The sequence below is a fragment of the Paenibacillus sp. FSL R7-0312 genome, from assembly GCF_038004445.1.
Taxonomy (GTDB): domain Bacteria; phylum Bacillota; class Bacilli; order Paenibacillales; family Paenibacillaceae; genus Paenibacillus_AQ.
In genome coordinates this window covers 5,192,606-5,206,818 of the sequence record NZ_JBBORE010000001.1, presented here as the reverse complement: position 1 = coordinate 5,206,818, position 14,213 = coordinate 5,192,606, and the positions used below count along the sequence as shown (strand labels likewise).

The following is a 14,213-nucleotide window of genomic DNA, read 5'->3' as shown; positions in this document are numbered from 1 at the left end:
CCTGAGTGTGGATAGATGAATTTTGAGGTTATGAACCAGAGGGGCGATAGGTTTGAGCGTAATACGTATGGAGAATGTGACAAAGAAATATGAGGATACATTGATCTTCAGAGATATCTATTTCCGCGTAAGCAAAGGTGAACGAATAGGTCTAATCGGACGCAATGGTGCAGGTAAATCGACTGTATTCAAGCTGATCATGGGACAAGAACAGCCTACGGCCGGGAACGTGGAGCTGGACCCGAAGGTTAAGATCAGTTATTTCTCCCAATTCTCGGAGCTATCCGGGTCCTTGTCTGTGCAACAGGAGCTGGAGCTGTGCTTCGGGCAGGTGACGCTTATCGAACAGGAGCTACAGCAAATTGGGGAACAGCTTGGGCAAGTAACGGATGATAACCAGATGAATACCCTGTTAGAACGGCAAGCGGAGCTTTTTGAACAGATGGATCATTTGGATGGCTGGAATGTCTCGGTGGAGATTAATACGGTGCTCACTAAACTGGGGTTTGATGAGAGATCACGGCATCAGCCTGTAGACGAGTTATCAGGAGGGTGGCGGAACCGCGCGGCACTGGCCAAGGTCTTAATTGAGGTGCCCGATGTCGTATTGCTCGATGAACCTACCAACTTTCTGGACATGGATGGCATCGTATGGCTCGAGCAGTGGCTGCACCGTTTCACCGGGGCGATGCTTCTGGTCTCACATGACCGGCAGTTTATTGACAGGGTAGTAACACGGACCATAGAAATCGAGAATTATCATTTCCAGGAGTACGAAGGCAATTATACCGATTATGTTCAAAAAAAGAAGATGCGCAAAAAGGTACTCGACCGTCAGTTTGAATGGGAGGAAGAACTTCTGCTTATGGAGTCTGAAGCCATGGATAACCGGGGCCGTAAAAAGTCTCCCAAAGACCGCCTGTCGCGCAAGCTGACGGAGATCAAAAAGCGGGTGGAGCCGCATCCTGTGAATGTCCTGATTACCGATATTTATAGCAATTTGCGTTTTCCGGACAAGCTTGCTGAAGTGAAGGGAATTGGCCAGACGTATGATGACCGGACCATCTTCCAGAACATTAGCTTCGACATTCAAAAGGAAGACCGGCTGGTCATCGTCGGCCCTAACGGAAGCGGGAAATCGACGCTAATCAAGGTGTTGACGGGTCAGGAGGAGCCGGATTCCGGGGTTGTGACCTGGGAGCGAGGTGTCAGCTACGCGTATTTCAATCGGATGTGGGACGAGCTTGATCCTAAAGATACAGTAAGCCATGCGGTTAATGTGTATGGTCTGGGTCTCGATGCGCCGCGGAAAAAAGTGAACAAATTCCTGTCTATGCTGCAATTCTCGGAAATAGATTTGAGCAAAAGGATCGGACATCTATCCGGCGGCCAGCAGGCCAGAGTAGCGTTAGCGAAATGCCTTCTCTCCGGTGCTGCTGTGATCATCCTGGATGAGCCTACCAATCATCTGGATCTGACCAGTATTCAAGTGATGGAGCAGGCACTCATTCATTTTCCCGGGGCGGTTGTTACCGTCAGCCATGACCGGTTCTTTATTGATAAAATAGCGACGAAGATGCTTACCTTTGACCCGGAATCGGGCATCTCGGAGCAGGACGTTTAGGTTAGAAGTAATTAGAGAGCTATGGATCATACTGTAGCTCTTTTTTTGCGCGGATTTCTTTTGCAGCGACTTAAGGATTATTTAATATTTGCCCCGTTATAATCAGGACAGAGCTTGACGAAAGGAGAACAACATCGTGTTCCTGAAAATACTTAAAAAAGATCTGCGGCGTAAAAAAGTGATGAATACCGTTCTATTGGTACTCATTATTCTGGCTTCTACGCTCGTAGCGAGCAGCTCCAGCCTGATGTATTCCACCTCCAGCGCCCTCGACAGTTTTATTGACAAGAGCCGGGTGGCAGATCTTAATATTGCGCTGGCCGATCATCCGGAATATAACAAGGTCATCCAGGAATGGATTCGGAATGAGAAGAGAGTAGAGACTTCGTACATGGAGAAATTTATCTCAATAACGCTGAATCAGATAGAAATGCCTGACGGGCGTGCCAGCTTTTCCGGGAATATGAGTCTTATGCTGTCTACCGTGCCGGAGCAGGTCAATCTTATCTTTGGAGAAGACAATGAGCCTTATAGCCTTCAGCCAGGGGAAATAGGACTGCCGACAAGCCTAATACTAGCCAGTGGCATTAAGTCAGGAGAACCAATCACGCTTACCTTTGACAATATAACGAAAACCTTCAAGGTGCACGGTTTCTTCAAGGATGCCTTTATGGGGTCGGATTTGATGGGCTTCAAACGGATTATACTGGCGGATGAAGATTTTGCAGAAATAGAGCAGAGCCTGCCAGACGATTCTCTGGTGAATCTGTGGAGCTTAATCGCGGTCCCGGGTATATCTCCCACGGAATTGTCGGGCTCATTCGCCACAACGAATCTGCCTATTAACTTCGATGCCGACAAGTCGCTAGTCTCCACGTCTTATTTAACAGACCAGATCATCTCCGTGATGATGTTTGCGATCAGCCTGTTTCTGATCTTCATTGCATTTCTCACCCTGCGGTTCACGATTGTCTCTACGCTGCAGGATGAGTACAAGGAGATCGGCGTGATGAAAGCGATCGGGTTCAGGAGCCGGGGGATCAAGCAGCTCTATTTAACGAAATATATGGGTCTCGCCTTTCTTGGCGGCGCCATCGGACTTGGAATCAGCCTTCCGCTGACAGAGCTAATGTCCCGCAGGACCTCGCAGTATCTGATCTTACCCGGCGGCAGCATCAGCATCATTATTTCAGCGTGCAGCACTGTGGCCATTATAGGTTTCATTCTGTTGTTCTGTTTACTCTGTATGCGCAAGATTAACAAGGCTTCGGCCATTGACGCTATCCGCCAAGGCCAGACAGGAGAACGCTTCAAGGCTTCCCGCAGCATTCATTTACATAAAAGCCGGTTCCTGCATACCGCATTCTTCCTGGCGCTGAGCGATGTGCTGAACCGGCTGAAAAGCTATACCTCGCTTATTCTAACTCTAATCTTAAGTACAGCCATCATTCTGATTCCGGTGAATTTGACCAATACAATTGTTTCTCCTACGTTTCTGGATTATTTTGGTACGATTGGAGCGGATTTCTATACCAAGACTGTGGTCGGGGATAAGACCACTCAAGAGATTCAGCAGGAGAAGGCAGAAATCAGCCGGAGTATGAAGGAGCAAGGGTTTGACGTGTCACTTGCGGCGAATTACGCATTGATGACCAAGTACATTTCTGATGACGGGCAAGAGAACCGGAGAATTAACGGACAGAAGAATGACTTCGCTGAATCCGTTCCATTCCTGGAGGGCACTGCGCCTATGCTTAAGAATGAAATTGCTGTTACAACCATTATGAGCGAGAAATACGGCAAGCAGGTTGGCGACAATATGATATTTGAGATTGATGGCGTACAAAGCACTTTTATCATTACCGGATTGTTCCAAAGTATCTCTAACGAGGGCTATGCGGTCTGGATTGCACAGGAATACAACCCGCAGGTGATAGGTGCTTATCTGTTCTCCGGAACAATCAATGCCCCGGCTGACCAAAAGGCAGAGATGATTAAGGAAATCCAGAGTCAGTACAGTGACCTGAATATCAAGACGGCGCTGGAAATGCTGGGCGAAATCACTGGAGGCTTCATGGGCCAGTTAAAAAGCATCAATTCGCTGCTCACGGCAATTATCTGCATCATTACATTCTTCATCACTAGCCTGTTTGTCAGGCTGATGATTACGAAGGAAGTGCACGGGATTGCGGTGATGAAGAGCATCGGCTTCACGAATTCAGCCATCCGGCTGTGGCAGGTGCTGCGCATTCTGATTATTATGGCAGCCTCATTAATCCTGGGTGTAATCGCCGCAAACACCCTTGGAGGACGTTTACTCGGCATCCTCTTCCGGATATTCGGTCTGACGAAGCTGGAACTCACGATCGTCCCGCTTCAGGTCTATGTGTTCTATCCGCTGCTCATCCTTGCTGTCGTCATGCTGGCGGTATACACCAGCTGCGGTCAGATCAAACGTGTGCAGATCTGGAATATGAATAAAGAGTGAGCTTCAGCGAACAGAAATCATTTACCCAAGGAGGAATATTGAATGGCAGCTGTACTTGAAGTGACCAATCTATGCAAAACCTATATTGTAAATAAAGGACAGAATAATGTCCTGCGGAATATTAATCTTACGCTTCATGAAGGAGAATTCGTGTCCGTGATGGGGCCGTCCGGCTCAGGTAAATCAACACTGCTCTACACCGTCAGCGGGATGGACCGGCTCACGGCGGGTGAAGTGGTGTTTGACGGGCAGAGTCTCTCGCAGCTCTCCGAGAAAGGAATGGCTGACCTGAGGCTGCACAAGATGGGATTCATCTTTCAACAGATGCATATGCTGAGCAATCTGTCGGTTTATGATAATATCATTCTATCGGGCTATCAGGCGATATCCGGGAAGGGAAGCAGGCGCAGCCGCAGCGATGTCAATCAGTACGCAGATGCGTTGATGCGGAAGCTGAATATTATTGAAACGGCCGGACATGACATTACAGAGGTATCCGGCGGACAGCTGCAGCGGGCCTGTATTTGCCGGGCACTGATTAATGAGCCGGCGATGCTGTTTGCCGATGAACCGACGGGTGCACTCCATTCGAAAGCTGCGCAGGAAGTCATGAATGAGCTGTGCCGGATCAACCGTGAGGGAACAACCGTTATGATTGTGACCCATGATGTGAAGGTAGCCGCACAGAGTGATAAGGTATTATATATGGTGGACGGCAATATTCAGGGCGAGCATGTCCTGGGCAAATATTCACCGGAGCAGGGTTCGAGGGAACGTGAGCGCAGCCTGGCGGGCTGGCTGATGGAGATGGGCTGGTAACAAGCAGCAGGAGGAGATAGCCGTGGCGGATATTCTGATCATTGAAGACAATGCGGAGCTGGCGGAGGTGATCAAGGATTTTTTGCAGTTGGAGGGGTATTCTGTATTCATTGCGGCTTCCGGGGAAGAGGGGTTGACATATTTGGAGATGCATCCGGTCAGGCTGCTGCTGCTCGATATTATGCTGCCGGAGCTTGACGGCTTCGCCGTCTGCAGAATCGCCAGGGAGAAGTTCAATTTGCCGATTCTGATTATGAGTGCACGCCATGGGGATGACAATAAGATTATCGGCCTTACGCTGGGCGCAGATGATTATCTGGAGAAGCCTTTTTCGGTCAACCTGCTGACAGCCAAGGTCAAAGCACATCTGCGTCGCAGCTATGAGATGAACGATGATAAGCAGCTGCTGGCAGATGGAGACCTTACAGTTAACCGGACCTCGATGATGGTATATAGAGGCGGGCAGCAGCTCGGGATGACGGCCAAGGAATATGAGCTGCTGGTGCTGCTGATGAATAACAAGGGAAAGGCTCTGCGTAAAGAGTGGCTGTTCCAGCAGGTATGGGGGGCAGACAGCTTCAGTGAGCCTTCGACGCTGACGGTACATATGAATAAGCTGCGGGACAAAATCGAACTGAACCCCAAAGAGCCAAGGCGGATTGTAACCGTCTGGGGGGTAGGATACAAGTATGAAGGCATTTAACAGACTGATTCTCTGGACAATACTCGGCGGGTTCATCGTGATTGCCATTCTGAATACATATGTATCCTACCGGGAAATAAGGGAGCCCGGCAAAGCTTACCGGGTGGAGATCAACCGGATTATTGAGCAGGTGCAGCGCGGGGTGCGGCCGGAAGAGATTATACTTACTCCGGGAGATTATACATACGTTAACGGCTTAAGCTGGATAGATCAGGGGGCGGAAGCACAGGCAGTTGAGCGGTTTTTTGCCGGAATAGGTGTAGCGGATTCATACGAATTCACGGTCAAACCTGTCTATCTGGAGCAGCAGCTGACAGGGTATTTAAGGTTCTCATACCGGTTGCCCGGTGCGGACCGCAGCGTATTCCTGGTCCTGAATGTGTTCCTGCTGGCGGTGCTTGGGGCAATGATAGCCCTGCTGTTCTATATCCGTAAGCAGATTCTGCAGCCGTTTCACACCCTACAAGAGTTGCCTTATGAGCTGTCCAGGGGTCATGTGAATACAGGGATGAAGGAGCACCGGAGCCGGTTCTTCGGCCGTTTCGTATGGGGGCTCGACCTGCTGCGGCAAACGCTGGACACCCAGAAGCAGACCAATCTCCGCCTGGAAAAAGACCGCCAGACGCTGGTCGCTTCTCTATCGCATGAGCTCAAAACACCGGTCGCCTCGATCAGGCTATACGCCAGTGCGCTGGACGAAAGCCTCTATGACAGTGAAGAGAAACGCAAAGCTGCTGCAAGGCTGATTGGTCAGAAAGCAGAGGATATTGAACAGCTGATCGGCGATATTATCATGGCTTCAGTCTCCTCACTGCAGGAAATGGAGGTCGTGCCGGGGGAGTTCTATATCAGTGAGTTAATCAAGAAGGTGGTCCTGGGTCATAAAGAACGGTTGGAGTTGCTGAAGATAGAGCTGAAGGTGGGTCCTTATCAGGACAAGCTGCTGTTGGGTGATCTGGATAGGCTGCTTGAAGTACTTAATAATCTTATCGAGAATGCGATAAAATACGGCGATGGCGGTACGGTCAGCATGACCTTCCGGGAAGAGGACTACCGCCAGCTCATCGTCATTGAGAATTCAGGCGAACCGCTATTGCTGGGCGAGCTGCCCTATATCTTCGCCAGCTTCTGGCGCGGCTCCAATGCGGACGGGAAGCCGGGTAACGGCCTCGGCCTATTCATCTGCAAGCAGCTGCTGGTGAAGATGGGCGGCGATATCTTCGCGGAGCCGCTGGAGCGGGGCATGCGGTTTGTGCTGGTGCTGCGGTACTGAACCCAAAAGACCTGAGTGGCGGCGGATCGCCGGATCAGGTCTTTTGGCGTGCGGGCTTGCATAGGCTATGAGCTTACCCGGCGCAAGCCGTAAGCCGGTTATGCCATCAGCAATACGGAGGAAGCTTTGATAATTGCCGTAACAGCAGAGCCTTCCTTCAGTTCCAAATCGCGTAGCGCTTCTACTGAGATAATAGAAGTGAGCTTCTGGCCTCCGGTGTCCACCACAACCTTCGCATTGACTTGTCCCTCTTCAATCGACACTACAGTACCTTCAAACTGGTTTCTGGCGCTGATCTTCATGATTGTATTGGAGGTTGAATATGGTGTGACCGTTGACTACAGGGAATTTACTGTTCTGGAGGCTCATGAAGAGGACCGTGAACAACAGTTATTTCATTGATGTGGTTACATACTCAGAAGCTGAGCGCGGTAAAGGATACGGGACGCTAGCCGCCCGGTCACTGATTAGTTATTACCTGGAGAGAGGCCAGCTACCCTTGTGGGAAACCACACATGAGAATACCGCGTCACATAGGTTGGCACTGAAGCTGGGATTCGAGCATGTGGAGAGCTATCCGGTGTTTGCTTATGTCATGGAGAGCTAGGAGCTTAAACTTCAGTCACCGGCTGTGCTCCATTAGAATGGAGGCGGTCTTTTTTAATGTAAACAACTCTATGTTGCATTTGGGTAAGAAATCCAGTGTTGTAGGATGCGGACTGAGATTCCGTTATCTAGTTAAATCGTGTCTGAAATGAACAGTATTGAGTAATTTAAGCGATTCTGAGTCCGATTGTTCAGCAAATCACCCTGATAAGCTCAATTAAGGGAATCTCAGTCCGCGTCAGAGGTGGATGGACTTGGAATCTCCCGCAAGAACGGACTAGTATGCAATCTGCGATTAAGTATGGGGCGGTATAACTATACAGAGACTGGACCTTACCGTGCAAACCATTCATAATAATAAGGTCAGTTGTTAACGGTTCCATAGGATTCATTATACTAACTAAACTCAAAACGGAGGTTCTACGATGAAATACCGCAAGCTGGGAAATACAGGTTTATCAGTAAGTGAAGTCAGCTTTGGCACTTGGGCAATCGGCGGGGACTGGGGCAGCAGCAGGGATGAAGACGGACTCAAGGGATTGCAGCTGGCTTTGGAGCAGGGCGTTAATTTCTTTGATACTGCCGATGTATACGGCTCCGGGCATGCGGAAGAGCTACTCGCCAAGGCAACCAAAGGCAAGCAGGATGAGATACATATTGCCACTAAGTTCTGCCGTGGTGGAGATATTCATGATCCGCAGAACTACTCCGCACGCAGAATTAGTGAATATTGTGAACAGAGCCTGCGCAGGCTGGAGAGAGAGGCCATTGATCTGTATCAGATCCACTGTCCTCCGATTGAGATTCTACGGGACGGCAGTGTCTTCGAAGCGCTTGACCAATTGAAAGCTGAAGGCAAAATCCGCCATTACGGCGTGAGTGTTGAAACTATCGAGGAAGGTCTGCTATGCCTTGAATATCCAGGTGTGGAGGCGCTGCAGGTGATCTTCAATCTGTTTCGCCAGCAGCCTGCACTTGAACTGCTGCCGCGTGCTGCCGCCCACGGAGCGGGTATTCTGGTGCGTTTGCCGCTGGCCAGCGGACTGCTGACTGGTAAATTCAAGGAATCCAGCACATTCCAGGAGAACGACCACCGCAGCTTCAATGCGAACGGGGAGCACTTTAATGTCGGGGAGACCTTCGCCGGACTGCCGTTTGTCACCGGTGTTGCATTGGCCCGCAAGCTCGACTGGATCGCAGAAGGACGCGGGAATATGGCCAGAGCATCTATGCGCTGGATTCTGGATCATCCGGCCGTCAGCTGTGTCATTCCTGGCTTCAAGAACGAGGCTCAGATCGCAGACAATCTTGCTACACTGGATGTTCCATCCTATAGTTCAGCTGAAATGGAGCGTCTTAGCGAATTTTATCAGTCCGAAGTAGCTCCGCATATCCGTGGAGGTGTGTAAGCGCACCGTATGAATAATATAACTGTCGGACTGCTCGCACATGTAGATGCCGGCAAGACGACCTTCGCTGAGCAGCTGCTCTACCATACCGAAGCGATCCGCAGCCGTGGCAGAGTGGATCATCAGGATACCTTCATGGATACCCACGAGATTGAAAAAGCGCGCGGAATCACTGTTTTTGCCGATCAGGCGGAATTTGTGTATAAGGATTCGCGGTATTTCCTGCTGGATACTCCGGGCCATGTTGATTTCTCTCCAGAGATGGAGCGCTGTCTGCAGGTGCTGGATTATGCGGTGGTCATCCTCAGTGCGGTGGAAGGCGTGGAGAGTCATACGGAAACCGTATGGCAGCTGCTGCGCCAGCATAACATTCCCACCCTGTTCTTCATTAACAAAACCGACCGTGCTGGTGCGGATACGCAGCGTGTACTCGAAGAGATCCGGCAGCAGCTCAGCGGCAATGCCTTCCTGCTGTCGCAGCAGCCGGGGGAAGCGTTGACTGATGAGCAGAGAGCATTTATAGCCGAGCGTGATGACGAGCTGTTGGAAGTGTATCTGGAAGGAACACTGTCTGACAACGTCTTCCATAGTGCTCTGCCAGACATGTTGAAGCGCGGAGAGATATTTCCGTGTATGCAGGGCTCTGCATTGCTTGATCAAGGGGTGGACGGGTTCCTGGAGGTTCTTAACGCGTTAACCTTCACGGAGTACGATCATGAGCTGCCTTTTGCGGGGAGAGTCTACAAGATCCGCCACGACGAAAAAGGCACGCGTATCACCTACATCAAGGCTCTACAGGGAGTTCTGAAGAATAGGGACAGCATAATGTACGGACATGGACCGGAACGTTTATCGGCGCGGGTCACCGGAATCCGGAAATATAATAGCACCAAATATATTTCCGCCGATTGGGCTGCCGCAGGGGAACTGTTCGCGGTTGTAGGGCTTACTGAGGCCCTGCCCGGTGAGGGCGTTGGTGAACTGATGGACTCACAGGAAAGCGGCCTGATACCTACGCTGAAATCCAAAGTCCTTTTTGAGCCGCCGGTACACCTGAAAGAACTGATGAATGCCTTTGGACAGTTGGGTGCGGAAGATCCTTCGCTCAATGTAAGCTGGGATGAAGAGCTGCAGGAGCTGCATATCCATGTGATGGGAGGAATTCAGCTGGAGATTCTGGAGCAGATCATGGCTGAACGGTTTCAGATCCGGATCACTTTTGGTCCGCCGGAGATTCTCTACAAGGAGACGATCACTGGCACCGTCTATGGCTACGGACATTTCGAACCGCTGGGCCACTACGCCGAGGTTCATCTGAAGCTGGAGGCTGGGGAACGCGGCAGCGGTATTACCTACATTAACAATTGTCATCCGGATGATCTGGCCGTGGGCTATCAGCATCAGATTGAGCAGCATTTGCTGGAGAGCGGCCATCACGGCCTGCTGACCGGTTCACCGCTGACCGACCTGAAGATCACCCTGCTTAGCGGCAGAGCACATAATAAGCATACGAACGGTGGAGATTTCCGTGAAGCGGCTTACCGTGCCTTACGCCAGGGGCTGGAGCAGGCCGTGAATCTGCTGCTGGAGCCAGTCTATGACCTGAAGCTCCGGATAGATTCAGACTACGTGGGCAAAGTAATGAGTGATATCCAGCAGGCCAGCGGCAGCTTCAGCCCACCTGAGATTACGGAGTCCAACGCTGTCATTACCGGTACGGTTCCAGTGGCAAGCTTCATGAATTATGGGGTGAGACTGGCTTCCATGACCCAGGGCAAGGGTTCGCTGTCGCTTAGAGTCGCGGGTTATCAGCCGTGCCATCAGACCGGGACAGTAATTCAGCAGCGGAATTATAATAAAAATGCCGATCCGGCTTACTCCTCTACCTCGATCTTCTGCGCCAAAGGCCAGGCGTATCCGGTACCCTGGGATGAAGCGGAGCAGCAAATGCATATTAAAGTTCGATGAAGAAAGGTGCAGACGGACAATGACAGAAGTAATTGATAAAATTGCCTGGATATATATTGTGGACGGCAAGGTGCTTGGTGCGCGTTCCAAAGGAAAGGACACTTATTATTTCCCGGGAGGCAAACGGGAGCATGGTGAGAGTGATGCACAGACATTGATCCGGGAGATCCTTGAGGAATTATCTGTTCAGATCATACCGGAGACTATTGCGGAATTCGGAAGCTTTGAAGCTCCAGCGCATGGCAAAGCAGAGGGCATTTCAGTCCGGATGACCTGCCTCACGGCAGATTTCACGGGTGAACTGAGTCCGGCTTCCGAAATCGAGGAATTGGCCTGGTTAACCTATGAGGATAAAGCCCGTGTATCAGCTGTCAGTGTGTTGATTATGGACAAGCTGCGGGAAATGAAGCTACTCTCCTAAACCATACAGTTATAAGCCCGTTTCGAGCCGGAAATCCGGTTTGGAATGGGCTTTTTATCTCTTTACCGGCCGCTTTCGGGCAGCTGTTCGCAGACACTTTTTACAACTCAGGACATATGTCCTTCCCGAATCCGGCAAACTGGCTTTTAATTAAAGCAGACAGTATATAGAGGAGAGAGACAGATGAAGGGGATAATTTTCGCATTTATAGGCGGGGCATGCATTACGCTGCAAGGGGTAGCGAATGCAAGAATCAGCCAGGATATTGGTACATGGCAGGCAGCAACGATCACACAGTTCACCGGATTCCTGATGGCGCTGGTCATTGCGCTGATCGTACGGGACGGGAAGAAACACGGCTTCCGCAAGGTTAATCCGTTGTATCTGATCGGTGGCGGATTTGCCGCATTCGTTATTTTCAGTGAGGTTACGGCGATTCAGAGCATCGGTGTCACCTTAACCATCTCCGCTTTGCTGATTGCCCAGCTGTGCCTGACTTTTGTCATCGACATCAAGGGCTGGTTCGGGGTAGCCAAGCAGAAGATGAAGCTGCCGCAGTTTATCGGGATCGGGATGATGATCCTGGGTGTGGTCGTGCTGAAGTTCTGATGATTAGGTCAAGCAATGTAGAATATATCCAGCAGGCAACAAGGCAATACAAATTAGTATATAAGGGAGCAACAGATATGTTAGCAGGAATATTACTCGCGCTAATCGCGGGTGCACTGGTTAGTCTTCAGAATATTTTCAATGCCAAGGTCAATGAGCATACAGGCTCCTGGACAACCACCACACTGGTGCTGGGCATGGGATTCGCAGCTTCACTGATTATGGGGCTGATTATGGAAGGGAAGAACATGTTCACGCTGCAGCATATGCAGCCCTGGTACTGGTTCAGCGGTATGATCGGTGTGGGTGTCGTCATCTGTCTGGTCCAGGCCACCCGAATTCTTGGCGCAACTTATGCCATCTCCATTGTCCTGACCGCTCAGCTCGGCTTCGCCTTACTCTGGGATTCCTTGGGCTGGCTGGGCCTGGAGAAGGTTCCGTTCTCGTTCAATCAGCTGATCGGTGTGCTCATCATCGTCGGGGGAATTCTGGTGTTCAAATTAGGAGGCAAAAGCGATTCTAAAGAATCCGCCGGAGCCATCGAGCGCCGCAATGCGCTGCATACGGATTAAATGTGAGGCGCGCACCGTTCAAATACGGACTGCGTGCTTTTTTTTCAATATACAAGAATTTATTGGCATCCACCATAAATTTATCCTTCTATTCCTTGCTGAAAAGATGCTTTCCTTATAGGGACGGGTAAGCTGCCGTTACAGGAGAGATGCTGATATGTGAGGGCTTGCTAAGAACGGGTACTGGTGGGGATGAAGGTACTGGTGGAGCTGGTAGTGCTGGTAGCGTACTGGTGGAGTTGGGGAATTGGAAATACTGGTGTGTTGGAGGTGCTTGTGGTACTGGAGATGCTTGTGGTACTGGAACTGTTCGACTAAGTGAAGAAGCGGACTGATATTCCTCTATTTCATGTAAAAAGCTCTATTGCAGCGTACGCGGACTGACATTCCGTTATCCTGTACATTCGGACAAAAAATGAGCGTGTTTCGGACACTTAACGGAATCTGAGTCCGCTTGTCAAGCGATTTCGCCAAAACTGCTGAAATAACGGAATCTCAGTCCTCATAATAGTGTGTTAGTTGTGTAGAACCCGGTATGCTCCCGCAGAAAAAGTGCCTGATCGCCAGTACTCCCGCAAAGGAAAGCAACACCAGGCAGCAGCCCGGTGCTTAACCGCGCGCAAAAAGCAGACTGCAAATACGGTCTGCCGCCCCTTTATACGCCTGCAAAGAGGCTACACCTGCCCAAGGGAGGCTGCCCTGCTTGCTAACATCGTGCTTTTCCATTTCGCATACGTATTCCAGGCCTGACCGTTATCCAGCAGATGCTTGCAGGTATAGACGCCTTCCTCAATAGAGTTGACCCTGCCGGCGGCATGGAGTCGGGCTGCGCCATTGAGCAGTGTCTGATTGTAGAATGCCAGATGTCCGCCGCCCTGCAGCACTTCCTCGGCGGTACGCAGCTGTCTTTCGGCTGTCCAACTGAACTCCGGAACGGGCACGTCCAGTCCGAGCGACTCCGGATCAATAATATCCAGCTCCGCCGCTCCATTCTGAATGCGGTATACGCGGTTCGGCCGGTCGATATACAGATCCTCTGAGCCTTCCACGCCTTGAACAACCAATCCCCGCTGATAACCGAGCTTCACAATCAGCCGGGAGATCCGGTCGAATACCGTATTATGAAAAATGCCGAAGACGATATAAGGTGAACAGGAATAATCAATCAGCTTCTCGGCTGTGTTGAAAATCGTGCGCAGCCCAATGTCTTCACGCAGGCCGCGCAATGCACCCAGCGGCGGGCACCACTGCTCAGAATTTGCGAACAGCACACCGCTGGCCTCCGCCGCCTCAATGGCGGCACTGCGGCTCAGACCGGCAATATCAATTCCGGATGCTTGAATGATATCCTGCAGCGTAATTCCCCACTTCGGAGGCAAGCCTGCGGAGCCATGCAGGGTAACCGGCAGACCGGCGGCAGACAGAAGGAAGGCTGCCGGGAATGTGGCGATGAAAGAATGAACCCTGCCGTCATAGGGGCCGGCACAATCGATCCCCTGTTGGACAGGTTCCCGTGAGGCATATTTGCGGCAGACCGCGACGAAGGCTTCCAGCTCTTCCAGGCTCTCCAGCTTCATGCGTTCGGCGATCAGGAACGCGCCAATCTGCACCGGAGAAGCAGTCTGTCCGAGAATGGCTTCCGCCGCATATTCCGCTTCCCCGTAGCTTAAATCCTTGGCACCGCGCTTCCCGCGGGCCACTTCTTTCAGAATATTAATCAT

At 50.9% G+C, this 14,213-nt stretch carries 14 protein-coding genes; 12 read left to right on the top strand and 2 right to left on the bottom strand.

Annotated features, from left to right (window positions below):
* The first annotated feature begins 52 nt into the window (after positions 1-52).
* The 5 genes from MKX70_RS22650 (at position 53) to MKX70_RS22630 (ending at position 6,907) form a co-directional block, all read left to right on the top strand.
* Complete coding sequence (locus MKX70_RS22650; protein ID WP_042236328.1) at positions 53-1,624, top strand: ABC-F family ATP-binding cassette domain-containing protein; 1,572 nt, start codon at positions 53-55, stop codon at positions 1,622-1,624.
* Between the two features lie 136 nt (positions 1,625-1,760).
* Positions 1,761-4,112, top strand: a complete 2,352-nt coding sequence (locus MKX70_RS22645) for an ABC transporter permease (protein WP_042236330.1) — start codon at positions 1,761-1,763, stop codon at positions 4,110-4,112.
* Between the two features lie 42 nt (positions 4,113-4,154).
* On the top strand, positions 4,155-4,931 hold the full coding sequence (locus MKX70_RS22640) for an ABC transporter ATP-binding protein (protein WP_042236333.1): 777 nt from the start codon (positions 4,155-4,157) through the stop codon (positions 4,929-4,931).
* 22 nt (positions 4,932-4,953) lie between these two features.
* A complete protein-coding gene (locus MKX70_RS22635; RefSeq protein WP_042236334.1) occupies positions 4,954-5,634 on the top strand; it encodes a response regulator transcription factor in 681 nt (226 codons plus the stop codon).
* Positions 5,621-6,907: a sensor histidine kinase gene (locus MKX70_RS22630; protein ID WP_052416386.1), complete on the top strand. Its 1,287-nt coding sequence runs from the start codon at positions 5,621-5,623 to the stop codon at positions 6,905-6,907. The genes MKX70_RS22635 and MKX70_RS22630 overlap by 14 nt, the downstream gene beginning before the upstream one ends.
* Positions 6,908-7,005: 98 nt before the next feature.
* Here MKX70_RS22630 and MKX70_RS22625 read toward each other — a convergent pair whose 3' ends face one another.
* The gene (locus tag MKX70_RS22625) at positions 7,006-7,209 is read right to left on the bottom strand and encodes a TOBE domain-containing protein (RefSeq protein ID WP_042236335.1); all 204 of its coding nucleotides are present in this window, start codon (positions 7,207-7,209) and stop codon (positions 7,006-7,008) included.
* 65 nt (positions 7,210-7,274) lie between these two features.
* On the opposite strand from MKX70_RS22625, the gene MKX70_RS22620 reads away from it, so the two are divergent.
* The 7 genes from MKX70_RS22620 to MKX70_RS22590 all read left to right on the top strand — a co-directional run bounded on the left by MKX70_RS22620 (position 7,275) and on the right by MKX70_RS22590 (position 12,810).
* The gene (locus tag MKX70_RS22620; RefSeq protein ID WP_042236336.1) at positions 7,275-7,514 is read left to right on the top strand and encodes a GNAT family N-acetyltransferase; all 240 of its coding nucleotides are present in this window, start codon (positions 7,275-7,277) and stop codon (positions 7,512-7,514) included.
* A 424-nt stretch (positions 7,515-7,938) separates the two neighbouring features.
* On the top strand, positions 7,939-8,922 hold the full coding sequence (locus tag MKX70_RS22615; protein ID WP_042236338.1) for an aldo/keto reductase: 984 nt from the start codon (positions 7,939-7,941) through the stop codon (positions 8,920-8,922).
* Positions 8,923-8,931: 9 nt separating this feature from the next.
* Positions 8,932-10,890: an elongation factor G gene (locus tag MKX70_RS22610; protein WP_042236339.1), complete on the top strand. Its 1,959-nt coding sequence runs from the start codon at positions 8,932-8,934 to the stop codon at positions 10,888-10,890.
* Between the two features lie 19 nt (positions 10,891-10,909).
* Positions 10,910-11,311 carry an NUDIX hydrolase gene (locus tag MKX70_RS22605; protein WP_042236340.1) on the top strand — a complete coding sequence of 134 codons (402 nt, stop codon included), beginning with the start codon at positions 10,910-10,912 and terminating at the stop codon, positions 11,309-11,311.
* Between the two features lie 183 nt (positions 11,312-11,494).
* Positions 11,495-11,920 carry a DMT family transporter gene (locus MKX70_RS22600; protein WP_039291582.1) on the top strand — a complete coding sequence of 142 codons (426 nt, stop codon included), beginning with the start codon at positions 11,495-11,497 and terminating at the stop codon, positions 11,918-11,920.
* 77 nt (positions 11,921-11,997) lie between these two features.
* Entirely contained in the window at positions 11,998-12,492 is a 495-nt protein-coding gene (locus tag MKX70_RS22595; protein WP_042236342.1) for a DMT family transporter, read from the top strand.
* Positions 12,493-12,678: 186 nt separating this feature from the next.
* Positions 12,679-12,810, top strand: coding sequence for a hypothetical protein (locus MKX70_RS22590; protein WP_269322104.1), 132 nt, complete (start codon positions 12,679-12,681; stop codon positions 12,808-12,810).
* 356 nt (positions 12,811-13,166) lie between these two features.
* Here the strand turns inward: MKX70_RS22590 and MKX70_RS22585 are convergent, their stop codons facing one another.
* The gene (locus MKX70_RS22585) at positions 13,167-14,213 is read right to left on the bottom strand and encodes an anthranilate phosphoribosyltransferase (protein WP_042236344.1); all 1,047 of its coding nucleotides are present in this window, start codon (positions 14,211-14,213) and stop codon (positions 13,167-13,169) included.